14 protein-coding genes and 2 pseudogenes are annotated in these 17,243 nt (G+C 66.1%); 4 read left to right on the forward strand and 12 right to left on the reverse strand.

Annotated elements, in window-relative coordinates:
- Position 1: 1 nt before the first annotated feature.
- The 6 genes and pseudogenes from ACSKB9_RS00980 to ACSKB9_RS01005 form a co-directional block, all read right to left on the reverse strand.
- A pseudogene (locus tag ACSKB9_RS00980) lies at positions 2 to 421 on the reverse strand (acyltransferase family protein); the annotation flags it as partial.
- Entirely contained in the window at positions 346 to 1,569 is a 1,224-nt protein-coding gene (chrA, locus tag ACSKB9_RS00985) for a chromate efflux transporter (RefSeq protein WP_438071174.1), read from the reverse strand. The gene chrA and the pseudogene ACSKB9_RS00980, both read right to left, overlap by 76 nt.
- 345 nt (positions 1,570 to 1,914) lie before the next feature.
- A complete protein-coding gene (locus ACSKB9_RS00990) occupies positions 1,915 to 2,436 on the reverse strand; it encodes an OsmC family protein (protein WP_438071176.1) in 522 nt (173 codons plus the stop codon).
- Positions 2,437 to 2,700: 264 nt separating this feature from the next.
- The gene (locus ACSKB9_RS00995) at positions 2,701 to 3,195 is read right to left on the reverse strand and encodes a YciE/YciF ferroxidase family protein (protein WP_076832008.1); all 495 of its coding nucleotides are present in this window, start codon (positions 3,193 to 3,195) and stop codon (positions 2,701 to 2,703) included.
- Positions 3,196 to 3,220: 25 nt separating this feature from the next.
- Positions 3,221 to 3,424, reverse strand: a complete 204-nt coding sequence (locus ACSKB9_RS01000; protein ID WP_253590428.1) for a hypothetical protein — start codon at positions 3,422 to 3,424, stop codon at positions 3,221 to 3,223.
- A gap of 117 nt (positions 3,425 to 3,541) precedes the next feature.
- The gene (locus ACSKB9_RS01005) at positions 3,542 to 4,441 is read right to left on the reverse strand and encodes a LysR family transcriptional regulator (RefSeq protein ID WP_438071178.1); all 900 of its coding nucleotides are present in this window, start codon (positions 4,439 to 4,441) and stop codon (positions 3,542 to 3,544) included.
- A 101-nt stretch (positions 4,442 to 4,542) separates the two neighbouring features.
- Here ACSKB9_RS01005 and ACSKB9_RS01010 point away from each other — a divergent pair.
- A pseudogene (locus tag ACSKB9_RS01010) lies at positions 4,543 to 5,533 on the forward strand (zinc-dependent alcohol dehydrogenase family protein).
- 114 nt (positions 5,534 to 5,647) lie between these two features.
- On the opposite strand, the gene ACSKB9_RS01015 reads toward ACSKB9_RS01010, so the two are convergent.
- Positions 5,648 to 7,120, reverse strand: a complete 1,473-nt coding sequence (locus ACSKB9_RS01015; RefSeq protein WP_438071180.1) for a protein adenylyltransferase SelO — start codon at positions 7,118 to 7,120, stop codon at positions 5,648 to 5,650.
- 201 nt (positions 7,121 to 7,321) lie between these two features.
- Here ACSKB9_RS01015 and aspS point away from each other — a divergent pair, with 201 nt between their 5' ends.
- Complete coding sequence (aspS, locus tag ACSKB9_RS01020) at positions 7,322 to 9,097, forward strand: aspartate--tRNA ligase (RefSeq protein ID WP_438071182.1); 1,776 nt, start codon at positions 7,322 to 7,324, stop codon at positions 9,095 to 9,097.
- Between the two features lie 120 nt (positions 9,098 to 9,217).
- Here aspS and ACSKB9_RS01025 read toward each other — a convergent pair whose 3' ends face one another.
- On the reverse strand, positions 9,218 to 11,209 hold the full coding sequence (locus ACSKB9_RS01025; RefSeq protein WP_438071184.1) for a hypothetical protein: 1,992 nt from the start codon (positions 11,207 to 11,209) through the stop codon (positions 9,218 to 9,220).
- Positions 11,210 to 11,441: 232 nt separating this feature from the next.
- On the opposite strand from ACSKB9_RS01025, the gene ACSKB9_RS01030 reads away from it, so the two are divergent.
- A complete protein-coding gene (locus tag ACSKB9_RS01030) occupies positions 11,442 to 13,751 on the forward strand; it encodes an NADP-dependent malic enzyme (protein WP_438071185.1) in 2,310 nt (769 codons plus the stop codon).
- Positions 13,752 to 13,907: 156 nt separating this feature from the next.
- On the forward strand, positions 13,908 to 14,360 hold the full coding sequence (locus tag ACSKB9_RS01035; protein WP_057019907.1) for a DoxX family protein: 453 nt from the start codon (positions 13,908 to 13,910) through the stop codon (positions 14,358 to 14,360).
- A gap of 109 nt (positions 14,361 to 14,469) precedes the next feature.
- Here the strand turns inward: ACSKB9_RS01035 and ACSKB9_RS01040 are convergent, their stop codons facing one another.
- From ACSKB9_RS01040 to ACSKB9_RS01055, 4 genes are all read right to left on the reverse strand, one after another.
- A complete protein-coding gene (locus ACSKB9_RS01040) occupies positions 14,470 to 14,934 on the reverse strand; it encodes a hypothetical protein (RefSeq protein ID WP_168856988.1) in 465 nt (154 codons plus the stop codon).
- A complete protein-coding gene (locus ACSKB9_RS01045; protein ID WP_253590422.1) occupies positions 14,916 to 15,473 on the reverse strand; it encodes a dihydrofolate reductase in 558 nt (185 codons plus the stop codon). Before ACSKB9_RS01045 ends, ACSKB9_RS01040 begins: the two co-directional genes overlap by 19 nt.
- A gap of 17 nt (positions 15,474 to 15,490) precedes the next feature.
- Positions 15,491 to 16,486, reverse strand: a complete 996-nt coding sequence (locus ACSKB9_RS01050) for a polysaccharide deacetylase family protein (protein WP_438071188.1) — start codon at positions 16,484 to 16,486, stop codon at positions 15,491 to 15,493.
- A gap of 171 nt (positions 16,487 to 16,657) precedes the next feature.
- A complete protein-coding gene (locus tag ACSKB9_RS01055; protein WP_438071189.1) occupies positions 16,658 to 17,227 on the reverse strand; it encodes a glutathione peroxidase in 570 nt (189 codons plus the stop codon).
- Positions 17,228 to 17,243 lie beyond the last annotated feature (16 nt).

The raw sequence follows: 17,243 nt of genomic DNA on the forward strand, positions 1-17,243 counted from the left end.
AGATGCGGCTGAAGCGGGCGATCGCGAAACCGACCGGCGTGCGGCCTTCGGCCGAATAGGCGATGACGAAGCCAGAGATCGCGAAGAACACGGGGACGCCGAGGAAGCCGTATTGCGCGACCGGGGCGAGGTACGGCATCGCCACCTTTTGCACGCCGTTCGATGCCACGCCCCAGAAGCCGTAGTGATACAGGATCACGGCCCCACCGCGGCAAGCCGCAGCAGGTCCAGCACGGGAACCGGGTCGGATCCGGTTGTTTAGAAGCCTTCGGCATATATCCGCTATCGTGGCGGCGAGGCATGAAGGCGTTCTTAATCCGCGCGGCGAAACGACCGCGCGATCGTTCACGATTGCAGGAGCCCGGTGGCGATGCCGGCGGCCGCACTGAGCACGACCACCACGAGCGGCGGCGCGCGCCATGCCGTGAGCAGGACGAAGCCGGCCAGCGCGATGCCGAAATCGAGCGGACGGTGCACGCTGCTGGTCCACACTGGATTGTAGAGCGCGGCCCCCAGAAGGCCGACGACGGCGGCGTTGACGCCGCGCATCATCGCCTGCGCCGCCGGCCGTTTGCGAAAGCTATCCCAGAACGGCAGCGCCGCCAGCAGCACGAGAAGTCCCGGCAGGAAGATGCCGACGAGGCCGACGATCGCGCCCGGCAGGCCGCCGATCACGGCGCCGAGATAGGCGGCAAAGGTGAATAGCGGGCCCGGCACGGCCTGCGCGGCGCCGTAGCCGGTCAGGAACGCATCGTCGCCGATCCAGCCCGGCGTCACCACGGCTTCGCGCAGCAGCGGTAGCACGACGTGGCCGCCGCCAAACACCAGCGCGCCCGAGCGGTAGAAGGCCTCGAACAGGCCGAGGCCGGGCCATGTCCGCGACAGCAGCGGCAGTCCGATCAACAGCGCGACGAACAGGATCAGCGCCGCGACGCCAACGCGGCGCGATACCGGCATCGCGATATGGGTGCCCCCGTTGGTCTGTTGCGCCTGGCAGAACCAAAGCCCGGCGACAGCGCCGAGAATGATCGCGCCGATCTGCGCGATCGACGACGAGCTGGCGAGGATGACGAGTGCCGCGACCGTCGCGATCGAGGCGCGTTCGCGGTCGGGGCAGAGCGAGCGCGCCATGCCCCAGACGGCCTGGGCGACGATCGCCACCGCGACCAGCTTGAGGCCGTGCACCAGGCCTGTACCCGCAGGGCCGGTCAATCCGCCGGCACCGAAGGCAAACAGCATCAGCGCGATCGCCGAGGGCAGCGTGAATCCGGTCCAGGCGGCCAGGGCCCCCAGGTACCCGGCGCGCATCAGGCCGAGCGAAAAGCCGACCTGGCTGCTCGCGGGGCCGGGCAGGAACTGGCAGAGCGCGACCAGATCCGCATAGGCCTGCTCGTCAAGCCAGCGGCGGCGGGTGACGAACTCGTCGCGGAAATAGCCGATATGGGCGATCGGGCCGCCGAAGCAGCTGACGCCGAGCTTGAAGAAGATGAGCAGCACCTCCAGCGGCGAGTGCGCTGAGCTCGCGGTGGCGGGCGGTGTGCCGGGCTGCGGGACATCGGTGTCGTTCAAGCGTCGTCAATTCCCGCAACTTGTGTCCAGGTCAGGACTTGTCAGCGCGACTATATCGCCATTCGATGACGTTTGAGCGCGTTATTTCTCGCGGCGCTGTGCGCGGCTCACTCGTAGCGGATCTTCTTCGACGGCCGGCGCGCGGCGGGCATCGCCAGCACGACGAGACAGAGCGCGATCATCGCCGATCCCATAAATTCAAATGCAAATGCGTCCACGGGTCATTCTCCCCCATCAGAAACAGTTAGACTTGTTGGGGGAGCGTTGACGCGCTGTTAAGCCTTATGGTTACCGCTGCCGGCCTCGGAGCATGGTGGAAGGTGAGTTAACGCTCACATCGCGAAGCTAGGCGGCTACGCTGAGCGGTCCGGTGCGCAGCTTCAGATCCACCGGCGTCGGGTTGCGCAGGATGTCCAGCACGGGGCAATGACGGTCGACGGTTTCCTTCAGCCGGGCGATGTCGGCGGCGGAGGCCGGGCTGTCGATGGCGACCTCGGCCTCGATCTGTTGAAAGCCGGCGCGCACGTCGGGATCGACGCTGAAGAAGCCGCGCAGATCGATCGCCCCGGATAGTTTGACGGATACACCGTTGAGGGGAATGCCGAGCGCGTCGGCATAGAGCCGATAGGTGATCTCCTGGCATGAGCCGAGCGCGGCGAGGATGTACTCGACCGGGTTCGGTGCGGTGTCCTCGCCGCCCAGCGCCGGCGGCTCGTCGACGCTGACGTTGAATTGCCGCACGGCAACGCGGCTATTGACGCCGTCGCCGAGTTGCGAAGTCGCCTGGAACACGGCCTGCGCCTGCGCCGGATCGGCGCCGAGCGCCTGTTGGGTGTCTGCGAAAACCTGCTTGAATCTGAAGCCCATCGTTCGTCTTCCCCATGGCATCGATCATGAGAGGCTGATCGAACGGCTTATGCAGGGCAATAGTCGCGAGATAAAAACGACAGCAGCTCCGTGAAGCACGAAATTTGCAGCAGCATTTTTCCCGCGCGCGTCGATGCGTAGGATGGGTAGAGCCAACGGGTCCGCGCAAGGCGCGGCCCGATGATAGAACTCCGCGAAACCATCGGTGGTGCCGTGATGGGTTTCGCTTCGCTCTACCCACCTACGAGCTACCCATCTACCGTGTCACGCGGCGAGGGCGTCCTGGTTGATCTCGCCCTTGGCGAGCGCCGTCAGCAGCGTGTCGACGTGCCGCTCTTCCTCGAGACTGTCGTGCAGCAGCCGCTGGTCGTCGCGCAGATTGAGCTGGCCGGCGAGGGCGGCCGCGCTGCCATAGGCGGCGATCTCGTAATGCGCGAGCTTCTGCGCCGACGCGACGAGGCCGGCATCGCGCAGATTGTCGTCGGGCAGCAGCGAAACCATCTTGGCGGTCTCGTGGATCAGCGCCTGCATAGCCTGGTCGGTGTGCTCCAGCGGATCGGCCCCGTGCATCCGCAGCAGCGACTTCAACCGCTCGCCCTGCACGATGGTCTCGCGGTGATGGCGGCTGAACGCATCCTTGAGCGACGGATGCGAGGCGATCTCCGCCATCCGCGCCAGCGCCACGGCGAGCTGCTCCTCGACGCTTGCGAGTTCCTGAAGCTCGGCGACATACATGTCCTTGAAGCTGGTGATCCTCATCGTGAATCCTTTCTTGTTTCGGCGTTCAGGCGGTGTGGCCGCCGGAACCGGAATCGACCGGCGTCTTCTTGGCGCGTTGTGGCGTCATCTTCGCCGGGTCCGGTTGCCCGGGCACGCCGCGCGGCCCGAGTTGCTGTCGCTGCAGATCGTCCTCGGAGAAGGGCGGCTCGACGCCGTTCGGGTTGCTGCGCTCGATCGCGGTTTTCAGGTCGTCATCGCGCTGGTTCATGCTGGCGCTCCATCATCTCGGCGGCACGGAACCTGGATCGGACGAGGCCGCACGTTCCGCGCTGCCCGGCCAACGATGCGCGCGCGAAATCGTTGCAAACAAATCGGGGGCGCGGCGCTACGCCACGAGCTTCGGCAGCGCGGCCGCGAGCGCATCCACCGCAAGCCGGACCTTGAGTGGCAAGCGCGGCGTCGGCAGCCACAGCGCGTGGCAATCGTAGGGAAATTCGCCGTTGTCGCCGAGAACGCGGACCAGCGCGCCGGTGTCGAGGCGTTCGCGCACCAGCCAGGAGGGCAGCCACGCCAGCCCCATGCCGCGCGCTGCGGCATCCGCGATGGCTTCGAGGTCGTCGAGCCTGAGCCGCCCGGCCGGCCAGACCTCGTGCGGCGCAAGACCGGCGCGCGGGAACAGCCAGGGGCGAACGCGGCCCGAGCGGCGGTAGACGATCGCATGGTGCCGGCCGAGCTCGTCGAGCGTGCGCGGCCTGCCATGAGCCTTCAGATAGGCGCGCGAGCCGCACACCACCATGCGCTGGCGCGCGATGCGCCGCGCGATCACGCCGGATTGCTCGTTGAGCTCGCCGGTCCTGATCGCAAGGTCGTGACCGCCCTCCATCAGATCGGCGATCGGATCGCCGAACGAAAGATCGAGCTCGAGCGCGGGATATTTCTGCGCGAGCTTCAGCAGCGTGGGGACGATGCAGTAGCGGCCGAGCAGCGCCGGCATCGTCACCCGCAGCCGCCCGCGCGGCTGCGACGATTGATCGGAGGCGAGCGCGTCGGCCGCCTCGGCCTCGCCGAGCACGATGCGGCAGCGCTCGTAATAGGCTTGCCCTGAATCGGTCAGGCTCTGCCGCCGCGTGGTGCGATGGAGCAGGCGGACGCCGAGCCGTTGTTCGAGGAAGCGCACATGCTTGCCGACCATCGGGGCCGACATCTCGAGCGCATCGGCGGCGGCCGCGAACGAGCCGAGATCGACCGCCCTGACGAAGACGGCCATGCTGCTGAGGCGATCCAATTCAAAACTCCTGGTTTCGATTGTCGGAGCTACCGGGTGATTTATCCGGCGATCGCCGCCGGGCATAGCGGCATTCCATTCAATTGTTTTGGAGTTCGCCCATGGCCCGCGTCGTCCGCTTTCACCAGCATGGCGGTCCCGAGGTGCTGCGTATCGAGGAGATCGCGGTTGCGCCGCCGGCGCCCGGCGAGGTTCAGATCCGAGTCAAGGCGCTCGGGCTCAACCGCGCCGAGGCCTCGCTGCGCCGGGGCAGCTATATCGAGACCGCGACGCTGCCGTCCGGCCTCGGGCTGGAAGCCGCCGGGATTGTCGCGGCGATCGGCGAAGGCGTCGAAGAATTTGCGCCGGGCGATGCCGTGAGCATCGTGCCGCCGGTCTCGATGGTGCGCTGGCCGGCCCATGCCGAGCTCGCGACCTTTCCGGCGGAGCTTGTCGTCAAGCATCCGCCCGCGCTCGGTTTTGAAACGGCCGCTGCGGTGTGGATGCAGTATCTCACCGCGTTCGGTGCGCTGGTCGATCTTGCAAGGCTCGGGCGAGGCGAGTTCGTCGTCATCACAGCGGCGTCGAGCAGCGTCGGGCTCGCGGCGATCCAGATCGCCAACCGTATCGGCGCGGTCCCGATTGCGGTGACGAGGACATCGGCCAAGGCGCAGGCGCTGCGTGAGGCCGGCGCGGCGCACGTGATCGCGTCGGCGGAGCAGGATCTGCAATCAAGGCTCGAGCAGATCGCGGGACCGAACGGCGTGCGCGTGGTGCTCGATGCCGTCGGCGGCCCCGCCTTCGTGCCGCTGACGGCGGCGATGGCGCCCCGCGGCATCCTGATCGAATATGGTGGACTCAGTCCTGAGCCGACGCCGTTCCCGCTCGCCAACGTGCTCGGCAAGAGCCTGACCCTGCGCGGCTACCTCGTGCACGAGATCGTGCGCGATCCCGCGCGGCTCGCCGCGGCGAAGGCGTTCATCCTCGACGGGCTTGCGGACGGCGCCTTGAGGCCGATCGTCGCCAGGACGTTTCCGTTCGAGGAGATCGTCGAGGCGCACCGGTAGCCTGGAGTCGAACACGCAGTTCGGCAAGATCGTGGTGACGGTGTGAGGGTCGCACCAGCGTCATTGCAAGCGAAGCGAAGCGAAGCAATCCATCGGCTCGCATGCACGGAGGTATGGATTGCTTCGTCGCTGCGCTCCTCGCAATGACGGCGGAAAGACCTCACGTCCCGCAGAATGTCTGCGTCACGCGCTGGTCGGGGAGCGGCGGATCGGCGTAGGCCGCGTAGCGTGGCTGGTCCTCATAGGGCTTGGCCAGCACCGTCAGCAGTTCCTCGAACGGCGCGTAATCATCCGAGTTCACCGCAGCCGCAATCACCGCCTCGATCCGGTGGTTGCGCGGGATGAAGGCCGGATTGACCGCCTGCATCGCGGCCTTGCGTTCGGCCGGCGCTTGCGGTTCCAGCGCGAGGCGGGCGCGCCAGCGGGCGGCCCATTCGTCGAACGCCGCGGGATCGGTGAACTGCGCGCGGGCGTCCGCGGCGTCATCGCTTGCGGCCTCGCCGAGATGGCGGAAGGTCAGCGTGAAGTCGGCCGCGTTCTTGGCCATCGCGTCGAGCAGATCCTGGATCAGCGCCTCGTCACCGTCGCGCACGGTGAACAGGCCGACCTTGGCGCGCAGCCCGGTATTGTAGGCCGCGGTGAACTTTTCGGGGAATTCGCCGAGGATCACTTGCGCCTGTTCGATGGCCTTCTCCTGCTCGTCCGCGAACAGCGGCAGCAGGCATTCGGCGAGCCGGGTCAAATTCCACAACGCGATGCGCGGCTGGTTGGCATAGGCGTAGCGGCCCATCTCGTCGATCGAGGAGAACACCTGCGCCGGATTGTAGGCATCGAGGAAGGCGCAGGGCCCGTAATCGATGGTCTCGCCCGAGATCGAGGTATTGTCGGTGTTCATCACGCCGTGGATGAAGCCGACCAGGAGCCAGCGCGCGACCAGCGCGGCCTGCCGCGCCACCACGCCGGCGAGCAGGGCGTGATAGGGCTGAGCGGCGTCCTTCAGCTCGGGATAGTGCCTGGCGATGACATGGTCGGCGAGCGCGCGCACGCCGTCGGTGTCGCCGCGGGCGGCGAAGAACTGGAAGGTGCCGACGCGGATGTGGCTCGCGGCGACGCGGGTCAGCACCGCACCGGGCAGCGCGGTCTCGCGCATCACGGGCTCGCCGGTGACGACGGCGGCGAGCGAGCGGGTGGTCGGGATGCCTAAAGCGAACATCGCCTCGCTGACGATGTATTCGCGCAAGACCGGACCGAGCGCGGCGCGGCCGTCGCCGCGGCGGGAGAACGGGGTCGGGCCGGATCCCTTGAGCTGGATGTCGCGGCGGACGCCGTCCTTGTCGATGACCTCGCCGAGCAGGATGGCGCGGCCGTCGCCGAGCTGGGGAACAAAGTGCCCGAATTGATGGCCGGCATAGGCCATGGCGATCGGGTCGGCGCCGTCAGGCAGCCGCTTTCCGGCAAGGATCTCGGCGCCCTCCGGCGTCGCGAGCAGGTCCGGGTCCAGCCCGAGCTGGACCGCGAGCGGCCGGTTCAGCTTGATCAGCCGGGGGGCGGCGACCGGGGTCGGCGCGACACGGGCGAAAAAGTTCGCCGGCAGCGCCGAATAGGTGTTCTGGAACGGGAAATGAATGGTCATATCCCGAAGATAGGCCTGCGGGCCGAATAGGCAAACGATTGGCGCCCATCTGGCGCCGGATCGCAGCAAAATCTGCAGTTTCGGGCCAAAAGCGGGCGTTCCCTTGGTTGCCGCCCCGAGCGGGCTCGGGTAAACCCAGCGCCTTCGGATAGGAAGTTTCCTGATCGCAATTCTCCTCCGACATCAGTTTTTGGAACGACTATGCATCGCTACCGGTCACACACATGCGGCGCGCTCCGAGAGGGCGATATCGACCAGACGGTCCGGCTTTCGGGTTGGGTTCACCGGGTCCGCGACCATGGCGGCGTGCTGTTCGTCGATCTGCGCGACCATTACGGCATCACCCAATGCGTGGCCGATCCGGACTCGCCGGCATTCGTTGAGGTCGAGAAGTTCCGCTCCGAATGGGTGGTGCGGATCGACGGCAAGGTGCGCCGCCGTCCCGCCGGCACCGACAACCCCGAACTGCCGACCGGCATGGTCGAGGTCTACATCAAGGAGATCGAGGTGCTGGGCCCGGCGGCCGAGCTGCCCCTGCCGGTGTTCGGCGAGCAGGAATATCCCGAAGATATCAGGCTGAAATATCGTTTCCTCGACCTGCGTCGCGAGAAGCTGCACCAGAACATCATGACCCGTGGCGCGGTGGTCGATTCCATGCGCAAGCGGATGAAGGAGCAGGGCTTCTTCGAATTCCAGACCCCGATCCTGACGGCATCCTCGCCGGAAGGCGCGCGCGACTTCTTGGTGCCCTCGCGCATCCATCCCGGCAAGTTCTACGCGCTGCCGCAGGCGCCGCAGCAGTACAAGCAGCTGTTGATGATGTCGGGCTTCGACCGCTACTTCCAGATCGCGCCGTGCTTCCGCGACGAGGACCCGCGCGCCGACCGTCTGCCGGGCGAGTTCTATCAGCTCGACGTCGAGATGAGCTTCGTGACGCAGGACGACGTGTTCGCGGCGATGGAGCCTGTCATCACCGGCGTGTTCGAGGACTTTGCCAAGGGCAAGCCGGTCACGAAGAACTGGCCGCGGATTCCGTTCGCGGAGGCCGTGCGCAAATACGGCTCCGACAAGCCCGATTTGCGCAACAAGATCGTGATGCAGGAAGTCTCCGAGCACTTCCGCGGCTCCGGCTTCAAGGTGTTCGCGCGCATGCTCGAAGACCCGAAGAACCAGGTCTGGGCGATCCCGGGCACCGGCGGTGGCAGCCGCGCGTTTTGCGACCGCATGAACTCGTGGGCGCAGGGCGAAGGCCAGCCTGGCCTCGGCTACATCATGTGGCGCGAGGGCGGCGAGGGCGCAGGTCCCCTGGCGAACAACATCGGCCCCGAGCGCACGGCAGCGATCCGCGACCAGCTCGGCCTCAAGGAAGGCGATGCGGCGTTCTTCGTCGCCGGCGATCCCGAGAAATTCTGGAAGTTCGCGGGTCTCGCGCGCACCAAGCTCGGCGAGGAATTGAACCTGATCGACAAGGACCGGTTCGAGCTCGCCTGGATCGTCGACTTCCCGATGTACGAGTATGACGAGGAGAACAAGAAGGTCGACTTCTCGCACAACCCATTCTCGATGCCGCAGGGCGGCCTCGACGCGCTGAAGATGCAGGATCCGCTGACCATCAAGGCGTTCCAGTACGACATCGCCTGCAACGGCTACGAGATCGCCTCCGGCGGCATCCGCAACCACAAGCCGGAAGCGATGGTGAAGGCGTTCGAGATCGCAGGCTATGGCGAGCAGGAGGTCATCGACCGTTTCGGCGGCATGTACCGTGCGTTCCAGTACGGCGCCCCTCCGCATGGCGGCATGGCGGCCGGCCTCGACCGCATCGTGATGCTGCTCTGTGGCACCAACAACCTGCGCGAGATCTCGCTGTTCCCGATGAACCAGCAGGCCATGGACTTGCTGATGGGCGCGCCGTCGGAAGCAACCCCGAAGCAGCTCAAGGAGCTGCACATCCGCACCAACCTGCCGGCGAAGGGTTAGGCGGGCAGGAGAGGTGCGTAGCCCGGATGGAGCGAAAGCGAAATCCGGGGCGGTCACCCTTCCTGCGGCGACGCTGTTCCCGGATTGCGCTTCGCTCCATCCGGGCTACGGGCGGGAGAATCACAACCCCGTCGAGGCCTCGATCCGGAACTGCGCCAGCGCCGATTGCGGATCGGTCTTGAGGAGCTGCATCAGCTGAAGCGCCGGCGCCTTCGCGCGCGGAGTCAGCTTGATGACCAGCGTCTGTCCCGGCGTCTCGATGAACTGGCCGATCGCGGTGAGGAGTGCGGTGGCATCCGGATTGCCCCCGCCGATCTCGGCGCCTTGCGCCTTGATAGCCGCGAGGATGACCTTGCGCGCCTCGTCGCGGCTGATGTTCCGGGTGCGCGCAAATTGAGCGACCGCGAGATCGATGACGCCGAGGTCGTGGACCGTGAGCTCGATCGGGCCGGCTTCGATCTGCGCGGCCGCGCCCATCGCTTCCGCGGCGCTGGTCGAGAATGCCTCGCGCGGCACGTTGTCGAGCGTGACCTTTGCCGACGCGTTCAACAGGCCCGCCATGTCGAGCTTGACCGGCTCGAGCGCGAACGCGCGTGAGGTCTCGGTCCAGACGGCGCCGAGATCGGCGTCGACCGCCATCCGGTCGATGCCGGCAGCGACGAGCGGTTGCTGCCGCGGATCGGCCGCATCGAGCGGCGCTGCCAGCTTCGCGGTCAGCCGCAGCTTGCTCGGGATCGATCCGACGAACTGACCCCAGTCGAGACTGAAGACGTCGATGTTGACCGGCTTGCCGGTGGCCTTGTAGGGCGACGCGACGCCCTTGACCTCGACGCCTTCGATCAGCGGGAATAGCGCCAGCGCCTGTTCGGCCGACGGCTTCTGCGCGGCGAATTGTGCCGACAACCGCATGAAGTTGGCGACGTCGAGCGACTTCAGCGCGAAACGTCCGACCTTGATGGGACCGTTCGGCGCACGGGTATCGAGTCCCTCGACCGCAAGCTCGCCGATCTTGCCGTGTTCGAAGTTGAACCGCATCGAGGCGAGCTTGAGCGGGCCCTGCGGCGTCTCGACCGAGAGCCCATGCATCTCGGCATCTGCAATTCCGATGCCCGAATAGAGGCCGGCGACCTTGTCCAGCAGTTCGCGTGCCTGGGCGGCAGACGGCGGCGGACTCCCTTGCGGCGGGATCATTGCCAGCAGCGCCGGCAGTTGCATCCGTGACGGATTGATCCTGGTGTCGTCGACGGTCACTCCCTCGATCCGCATGTTCACACCGGGCGCGGCGGTAATGACATAAGGACCGGCCGAAACGTGTCCCTGGACCCGATACTCCCTGTCATCGTTGGCCTTGCCTGGATCGAACATCGCCGCCATCGCGCCGACGTCGATATCGGTCGCGGCGATGTTGGCGAGCTCGCCGGTCATTTTGATCGGCTTGCCGGCCGCCTGCTGGTTGATCGTGAACACAACCTTGTCGGTTTTGCTGGACGCGATTTTTCCGTCCTTCATGTTTTCGATGGCGATGCCCGAATAGGCGAATTCGCCGCCGGCGCCGTCGCCGGCTTTTGCGGCGGCGCTGAAGGTCATCGTTCCGGTCAGGCTAGGCGCAGCGACCGATGATGCGTTGATGCTCGCGAGCAGTCCGAACGCGGACCGGTACAGCTCGAAGATCGACGACGACGCCGGAAGCTGGGGCAGGCTGGCGGGGCCGGAATAATCCTTCACAGTGATCCGCGGCGCCTTGTAGGTCAGTGAGGTGATCGTCGGGGTAGGTCCTGCCACGCCGATCTCGACATCGCTGAACTCGACATTGCCGGCGGAGACCCGTGCCGCGTCGGTTTGACCGAGGCCGGTCATCGTGAGACTGGCAATCTTGACGCTGACCGGGGATTGCGTCCCCGACTCGGTGGCGACGTCCGCGATCGTCAGGGTGCGGCTCTTGACGTCGAACGTGATCTTGCCGTGGCTCGCCTTGGCGCCGGTGGCACGGACCTGCTCGAAGGCGGCCTCGACGTCGCGCGTGACCCGGCGCTGGGCGTAAAAGTCGAAACCGAAGAAGCCGGCGGCCGCGATCACAACCACGGCGATCAGGCCGAGCAGAATTTTCTTCATTCGGTCAACTCCGGATCATCAAGGGAAAAAAATTGCCAATCCCGGCCGAAAGGCGCGGAGAGGGGCAGGCGTCGATGAACGGCCGGCCCGGGCCTGTTGACGGGGACATTATCGGATGTTGCATCCAAGTGGTTGGACATGCTTCACATCCGGCTCGATTTGCCGGACAACTGACTTTTGCCTGGATTAGCACAGAAACAAGAAATTTGGGCCGGAAACGCGGGGAGCACGCATGTCGTCATCGTCTGAAGAACTCCACAACGCGGCGCTCGCCTACCACCGGCTGCCGCGGCCGGGCAAGCTCGAGATCCAGGCGATCAAGCCGCTTGCCAACCAGCGTGACCTGGCGCTGGCCTATTCGCCGGGCGTGGCCGCCGCCTGCACCGAGATCGCCAAGAACCCGGCCGAGGCGGCGACGCTGACCGCGCGCGCCAATCTGGTCGCCGTGGTCTCCAACGGCACCGCGGTGCTCGGGCTCGGCAACATCGGCCCGCTGGCCTCCAAGCCCGTCATGGAAGGCAAGGCGGTGCTATTCAAGAAATTCGCCGGCATCGACGTGTTCGACATCGAGATCAAGGCCGACACGATCGAGCGCGTGGTCGAGACCGTCGCCGCGCTGGAGCCGACCTTCGGCGGCATCAATCTCGAAGACATCCGCGGACCTGAGTGCTTCGAGATCGAGGCGCAGCTCAAGGAGCGCATGAAGATCCCGGTCTTCCACGACGACCAGCACGGCACCGCCATCATCGTCGCCGCCGCGATCGTCAACGGGCTGTTGTTGAACGGCAAGCAACTGTCTGACGTGAAGATCGTCTGTTCGGGTGCGGGCGCCGCCGCGATCGCAACCCTCAATCTGCTGGTCTCGATGGGGGCGCAGCGCAAGAACATCTGGGTCTGCGACATCGACGGTGTGGTCTATGAGGGCCGCAACACCACGATGGATCGCTGGAAGGCGGTCTATACCCAGAAGACCGACGCACGCGTGCTCGCCGACGTCATTCCGGGCGCGGACATCTTCATCGGCCTGTCGGCGCCGGGTGTGCTGAAGCCCGAAATGGTCAAGCAGATGGGCGACAAGCCGCTGGTGATGGCGCTGGCCAATCCGGTGCCGGAGATCATGCCGGATGAGGCGCGTCTGGCGCGTCCCGACGCGATGATCTGCACCGGACGGTCGGACTTTCCGAACCAGGTCAACAACGTGCTCTGCTTCCCCTTCATCTTCCGCGGCGCGCTCGACGTCGGCGCCACCGCGATCAACGAGACGATGAAGCATGCCGCGGTGGACGCGATCGCGCAGCTCGCGCGCGATCCGCCGTCGGATGCGGTGGCCCATGGTTTCGAGAGCGGCGAGACCCAGGGGTTTGGCCCCGGTTCGCTGATCCCGAGCCCGTTCGATCCGCGCCTGATCCTGCGCATCGCGCCGGCGGTGGCCAGGGCCGCGATCGAGTCCGGCGTCGCGACCCGGCCGATCACCAATTTCGACGAATACGCCGCCAATCTCGAACGCTTCGCCTTCCGCTCCGGCCTCACCATGAAGCCGGTGTTCGCCAAGGCGAAGACCCAGCCGGTGCGCGTGATCTACGCCGAAGGCGAGGACGAGCGTGTGCTGCGCGCGACGCAGGTGGTGCTCGAGGAAAAGCTGGCGCGGCCGATCCTGGTCGGCCGTCCGTCGGTGGTCGAGACCAGGATCAAGCGCTTCGGCCTGTCGATCAAGGCCGGCCGCGATTTCGACCTGATCAATCCCGAGGACGATCCGCGCTACCGCTCCTATGTGCAGTCCTATATCGACGTCGCCGGCCGGCGCGGCGTGACACCGGAGGCCGCGCGGACCGTGGTCCGCACCAACAATACCGTGATCGCGGCGCTTGCCGTGTCGCGTGGCGAGGCCGACGCGATGCTGTGCGGCGTCGAGGGCCGCTACATGAGCCATCTGCGCCATGTCCGCGAGATCATCGGCTTCCTGCCGGGGGTCAGCGACTATGCCGCGCTGGCGCTGATGATCACCTCCACCGGAGCCCATTTCCTCGCCGATACCCAGGTGCGGCCGAACCCGAGCGCGGAGGAACTCGCTGAAGTGGCATCGCTCGCGGCGATCCACGTCCAGCGCTTCGCCTTCAAGCCGAGGGTCGCCTTCGTGTCACATTCCGACTTCGGCAGCTATGACACGGATTCCTCGCGCAAGATGCGGCGAGCGACCCAGCTCCTGAAGGACAAGCATCCGGAGATCGAGGCCGACGGCGAGATGCAGGGCGACACCGCGCTGTCGGCGGCGGCGCGGCGCCTGGTGCTGCCGCAGTCGCGGCTGGAAGGCGAGGCCAACATCCTGATCATGCCGAACCTCGATGCCGCCAACATCGCCTACCAGATGATCAAATCGCTCGCCAACGCGTTGCCGGTGGGGCCGATCCTGATCGGTCCGGCGCGCCCGGCGCACATCCTCACCCCCGGCGTGACGGCGCGCGGCATCCTCAACATGACGGCGGTTGCCGCCGTCGAAGCCCAGGAGCGCGCCGGCCGCGCGCAGCCGACGCTGTTCGGCTGACGGCCGTTGTTTGAGCACGTTATGTTCGGAAAACCGCAGCGCGGTTTTCCGCATCGTGTTTGAACCGAGATGGATTCGATTTGATCGAGGCAGGCGGAGCGACCATAATCGCTTCGCCTGCTTCGTCCGATTTCCGCCATCCAGTGAGGCCGACCCATGCCAGCGTTCATTACCTTCGGGCGGATCCTGTTCGCCGTGCTGTTCCTCTATTCGGGAGCGAGCAAGCTGTTCGGCATCCAGGCGACGGCGGATCTGCTGGCGGCCAAGGTGACGATCCCGGCCGTGGTCGCGCCCTATACGCAGCAAATCGAAACCGCCGTCGGCATGCCCTTCATGCAGCTGCTGGCGGTCACGATCGGCGGCTTCGAGATCGTCGCGGGGCTGATGATCGCGGTGAACGTGCTGGCGCGGTTCTTCGCGATTCTCCTGATCATTTTCGTGTGCTTCGCCACCTTCTACTTCCATGACTTCTGGAATCAGCCGGCGCCCGACAACCTCAGGACGCTGATCGATGCGCTGAAGAACCTGTCGCTGATCGGCGCGCTGTTCATCATCGCCGGCTACGGCCGCGGCCCGCGCCGCGACGACCCGGCCTATGGGGACGTGTAGGACGATACGCTGCTGTGGAGGGCGGGTTAGCCGAAGGCGTAACCCGCCGACCTGCGCATTCGGCAAGAGGAGTGGCGGGTTACGCTGGCGCTAACCCCCTCTGCGACGTTCAGAAAGATGGTCCCCACATAGGTACGCTTTCAAACCTCTCGAGGCGGACCGTTTTCCTGCCAGCCGACGACGCATCAGTGCCAAGTCGCATGATGTCTCGGTCTTTGGTATCGACGCGCAGCTCGAGTTTGCCTGGGCAGTCTTTGGGCTGTTCGATCTCCAGGGCGAACGGAATTGGAAGTGTCTTGCTCATGTTGGGAACCACGAAGGACTGGAAGAGCTTCTCCGAGCCCGTCGGGCTCTCCGGCGTCATTTCGACGAGATAGAAGTACAGGAATTCCCCGACAGAGGCCTTGCGGTCGCCGGGCGCTTGCACGAGTTCGCCGCGCAGGGTGGTTTTGCAGGCGCCGACTGCGCTGGTTGCGACCAGCGACGCCATCGCCACAAGAGCTACGGCCTTCGCCAGGGAGGTCATGCCGTTGTTCATCGCAAGCTGCTCGGGATCTATGCGCTTCGCCGCCACGGCGTCACGCTGACATCCTGCGCGGCATCGATCAGCTGCGGCGCGCCGGCGTGCAGGCCGTGCGCTGAGAGCACCTGCTGCGGGGTGCGGGCGGGGACGCCGGGAAAGCACGGCTCGCCGTCGGGGATGCGCACCTTCGGGGCGACCGAGAGCCAGAACGTGTCGTAGCGGTCCATGAACATGCCGAACACGCCGGGGCCGCCGATGATCGCGACCATGCCCGAGGTCACGCCGGCCTCGCGGCTCGCCGTCTCGAACGGGCAGCCGGCGGGATTCCACAACAGCGCCTTCGGATTGTCGGGGTCGGGCGCGGTCGCCGCGACCTTGCTGGTCAGGATCAGGCGCCGCCGCTTCGGCGCGTTCGGCTGCTCTTCCTGGGAGTGGCGGCCATGCACGACGAGGTCGGCGCGGTCGAGGGCCGCGGTGAAGAACCGCTTGTCGCCCTCGATCTTGAGGTCGTCGGGCATTACGTTCCGCGCATTCGCCAGCCGGCCATCGGCGGAGACGATGACGAAGCCTTCGATACGCAGCGCCGGCACCAGGATTGTCGCCGGCGTTATTGCTGATCGACGGTGGTGACGACGCTGTTCACCGGGCGCGAGCTTACGGTCGGCAGCTTGACGTCCTTGGCGAGCTCCTGCTCGTATTGCGGCAGCACCGTTACCGGAAACTTGGCGCGCATCGCGACCACCTTGTAGCCGCCGGCCTTGAGCTGCGTCAGCAGCGTGGGCAGCGCTTCCGCGGTGTGCTTCTGGAAGTCGTGCATCAGGATGATGCCCTTGCCGAGCTTGTTCAGCTTCTTCATCACGGTGTCGATCACCTGCTGCGGCTTGCTCGCCTTGAAGTCGAAGGAGTCGAGGTCGCAGGAGAAGATCGCGATGTTGCGGTTGCCGAGATAGGTCACCATCTCCGGCGGATGCTGCAGCGCCGGGAAGCGGAAGAACGGCGAGGGTGAGGTCTCGAGCGCCCACTTGACCGCAGCGTAGCCGCGCTCGATCTCGTCCTTCTTCTGATCCTCGGTCAGCTTCTTGTTGTTCAGATTGGCGTGCGACCAGGTGTGGGCGCCGACCGTGTGGCCGGCGGCATAGACCTGCCGCAGGATTTCGGGGTGATAGGTCGCGTGCTTGCCGATCGGGAAGAAAATGCCCGTGGTGCATTCATCCGCGAGCGCTTTCAGCACCGCCGGCGTGTTGCCCGGCCACGGGCCGTCGTCGAAGGTCAGCACCACCTCATGGTCGCGCAGGAAGTCGAGCTGCTTGAAATGCTCGAAGCCGAAGCCCGGACCGCCGGTGGTGTCGATCTCGACCGTGCGGCCGACGCCGAGCGCGTTCGGATTGTTGCAGGCGGCGCGCGCCGGCTGTGGCGGTTGCTTCGGCGGAACCGGGGCTGCGGTTGCGGTGGCCGGTGCCGGGGCTGCGGGCGCGGGAGCCGCGGCCGCTGGTGCTGCCGGTGCCGTGGTGGCGCCCTTGGGGGGCGACGTCTGCGACCAAGCTGCGCTCGACGCGAGCAACGATACGGTCCCCGCAAAAATCAGACCTGTCGCAATGCGCATGGCGTGTTCCCTGCTGCTCGCGCTCCCGGCGCCGGCATTGCCGCGACCGGGTCGCTTCGCCCCCAACCGATCGTACCCTAGTCGCAGTGGCGACGCCAAGGCAATGAACGTGGCGAGCGCGTGTCCAAAATCCTCGTCGGATCAGTTAATTCCGGGGATTATCGTCATATCTCAGGCGGCCGCCAATGCCCGTGCGATCCCGGTCTTGATGCGCGTGTCGTCGGGCGCAACCGACTCAGCGAAAACGTCGGCGATGTAGCCGTCGCGGCCGATCAGGTATTTGTGAAAATTCCAGCGCGGCACGTCCTTCGGCCGAGCCTCCGCCGCCCAGCGGTAGAACGGATGCGCGCTCGCTCCGCGGACGATTGCTTTCGCTGCGATCGGGAAGGTGACGCCGTATTGATGCTGCGCGGTCTCGGCGATCTCGGTTGGGCCGCCGGGCTCCTGGCCGCCGAAATCATTGGAGGGGACGCCGATGATGACGAAGCCGCGATCGCGGAATTCGCTCCAGAGTTGCTGCAGGCCGGCATATTGCGGCGTGAAGCCACAGAGCGAGGCCGTGTTCACGATCATCAGGGGACGGCCGGCATAGTCGGCAAGTCTGATATCGCCGCCGCCGAGTGCCGGAAATGAGAAGGCGTAGGCGGTGATCCGGCTCATCGCGGGCTGCTCGGCACCAAGCGGGCGGGATGCCGCGGCTGCGGCGATCGCGGTCACGATCAGGGTCCTGCGGTCCATCATGGTCTCGTCCCCGGAA

The organism is Bradyrhizobium sp. BR 1433 (assembly GCF_051547665.1).
In the GTDB taxonomy this organism is placed as follows: Bacteria; Pseudomonadota; Alphaproteobacteria; order Rhizobiales; family Xanthobacteraceae; genus Bradyrhizobium; species Bradyrhizobium australafricanum.